Below are 2,085 nucleotides of genomic sequence, written 5' to 3'. Positions count from 1 at the left end.
GGCCACGAGCTTCGGCACGGAGCCAGTACCATCGGGGCCAGTACCATCGGAGCCCGTGCCATCCGAGCCCGCACCACCGGGGCCGGCGAGCGCGGTCGACCCGGTGTGCGGCATGTCCGTCCCGGCCCTCGAATCGTCCCTGCACCTGGTTCACGAAGGGGCCGCCGTCTACTTCTGCTCGCCCGGCTGCCGGGCCGCCTTCCGCAAAGATCCGGAACGCTATGCCGTTACGACCTGACCCGTTGCGGGCGGAAGGAAGCCCCGGACCCCGGACCGCCGGCATCATCCTGGCCGCGGGCGGTTCCCGGCGCCTGGGCCGGCCGAAGCAGCTGCTGCCTTACGGCGGGGGCGTGCTGCTCGATGCCGTCCTGGCGACTGCCCGGGACTGCGCCTTCGGCCAGACGGTGCTGGCCCTGGGCGGCGCAGCGGCCGAGGTGGAGCGAACCGTGGACACCAGCGGCTGCGATGTGGTGCTCAACCCGGACTTCGGCGAAGGGTGCGCGTCCTCGATCGCCACGGCGCTCGCCGTCCTCCATCCGGACACCGGCGCCGTCGTCCTGCTGCTCGGCGATCAGCCCGGTGTCCGGGCCGCGAGCGTCCGGGCAGTGCTTGGCGCCCTGCAGCCCACTCCTGTGCGCGCTGCCGGCATCGCGGTGTGCCGCTACGACGACGGCGTGGGCCACCCGGTGGCGTTTGCCCGGCGCCTGCTGCCGGACCTGGCCGCCCTGCACGGGGACAAAGCCGTCTGGAAGCTCCTGGCACAGCGGGCAGACGACGTCGTCGAGGTCCGTATACCCGGCCCCGTCCCCCCGGACGTCGACACCGAAGACGACTACCGGCGCCTCCTTGCCGGGCTGCTGGGGGCCCTATGACGGCGGCGGCGCGGGCCGGCGCGGAGGAGGACGTGCGGCGCCGGGTCCCGGATGTCGGATCGCTGATGGCCGCGCTGGACCGGACCAACTACCTGGCTGACGTCGGACTGGCGACGGCCCTGTTCCTGGCTGTCCGCCTGCCGCAGCCCATCCTGCTCGAGGGCGAGGCGGGGGTCGGGAAGACGGAGGCCGCGAAGGCGCTGGCCGAGCTCCTCGACACCCCGCTGTACCGGCTGCAGTGCTATGAGGGAATCGACGCCGGTGAGGCCCTCTATGAGTGGAACCACCAGCGCCAGCTGCTCGGCATCCGGCTGGCCGAAGTCCGCGACACCGAGGTCACGGAAACGGACCTGTTTGCCTCCCAGTACCTGCTGCGGCGCCCGCTCCTGCAGGCGCTGGAACATCCCGGCCCGCGGCCTGCCGTGCTGCTCCTGGACGAGATCGACCGCGCCGACGCCGAATTCGAGGCTTTCACCTTTGAACTGCTGGCCGAATCCGCCGTCACCATCCCGGAGCTGGGCACAATCCGCGCCACCCATCCCCCCATCGTGATCCTGACCTCCAACCGGACCCGGGACCTTCACGACGCCCTGACCCGCCGCTGCCTGTACCACTGGATCGACTACCCGGGACCCGCCCGGATCGCCGAGATCGTGCGCCGCCGGGTTCCTGCCAGCAGCGGCCCGCTGGCCCTCCAGGCCGCGGCCGTCATCACCCGGCTGCGCACCCTGGACCTCGCCAAGCCGCCCGGGATCTCCGAGGCAATCGACTGGGTCTCGGCCCTGGCCGTGCTGGGGGTGAAGCGGATCGACCCCGGCACCACCGAGCAGACGTGGGGCTCCATCGTCAAGAACCGCGATGACCTCGAACTCGTCGGCTCCCGCGGCGCGGCCTGGCTCGTGGACGGCACCGATGGTTGAAGACAACGGCCCCGCCCAAAACAACAGTGCCACCGATCAGCCGCCTCAGCCGCCACTGGTCGAGGCGGCCGCCTTGTCCGCCGCGTTCGTCACGGCCATCCGGAGGGCCGGCCTGGCGACCTCGCCGGACCGGGCGGCGCGGCTGGCCGAGGCGCTTCACCTGATCCCCCCGGCCCGGCTTGAGCAGCTCTATTGGACCTGCCGCGTGGTGCTCGTGTCGGCCCGCGAAGAAGTGCCCGTGTTCGATGCCGTCTTCGCGGCCGTGTTCCGCGCGAACGCCGCCCCCGCCCGGC

3 protein-coding genes and 1 pseudogene are annotated in these 2,085 nt (G+C 72.2%); all 4 read left to right on the top strand.

Going from position 1 to position 2,085, the window contains the following annotated elements:
• On the top strand, positions 1-238 hold a 238-nt coding region (locus AC1D1S_RS20830), incomplete at its 5' end, for a YHS domain-containing protein (protein ID WP_476995412.1).
• The gene (locus AC1D1S_RS20825) at positions 222-872 is read left to right on the top strand and encodes a nucleotidyltransferase family protein (RefSeq protein WP_476995411.1); all 651 of its coding nucleotides are present in this window, start codon (positions 222-224) and stop codon (positions 870-872) included. The genes AC1D1S_RS20830 and AC1D1S_RS20825, both read left to right, overlap by 17 nt.
• Complete coding sequence (locus AC1D1S_RS20820) at positions 869-1,792, top strand: AAA family ATPase (protein WP_476995410.1); 924 nt, start codon at positions 869-871, stop codon at positions 1,790-1,792. The genes AC1D1S_RS20825 and AC1D1S_RS20820 overlap by 4 nt, the downstream gene beginning before the upstream one ends.
• Positions 1,785-2,085: pseudogene (locus AC1D1S_RS20815) on the top strand (vWA domain-containing protein); the annotation flags it as partial. The gene AC1D1S_RS20820 and the pseudogene AC1D1S_RS20815, both read left to right, overlap by 8 nt.

Source organism: Arthrobacter sp. P1_A5 (genome assembly GCF_056406825.1).
This window is presented reverse-complemented; position numbering and strand designations above follow the sequence as displayed.

Coding starts and splice junctions, on each gene's coding strand:
- AC1D1S_RS20825 (WP_476995411.1), top strand. CDS start 222: ATGCCGTTACGACCTGACCCGTTGCGGGCGGAAGGAAGCCCCGGACCC.
- AC1D1S_RS20820 (WP_476995410.1), top strand. CDS start 869: ATGACGGCGGCGGCGCGGGCCGGCGCGGAGGAGGACGTGCGGCGCCGG.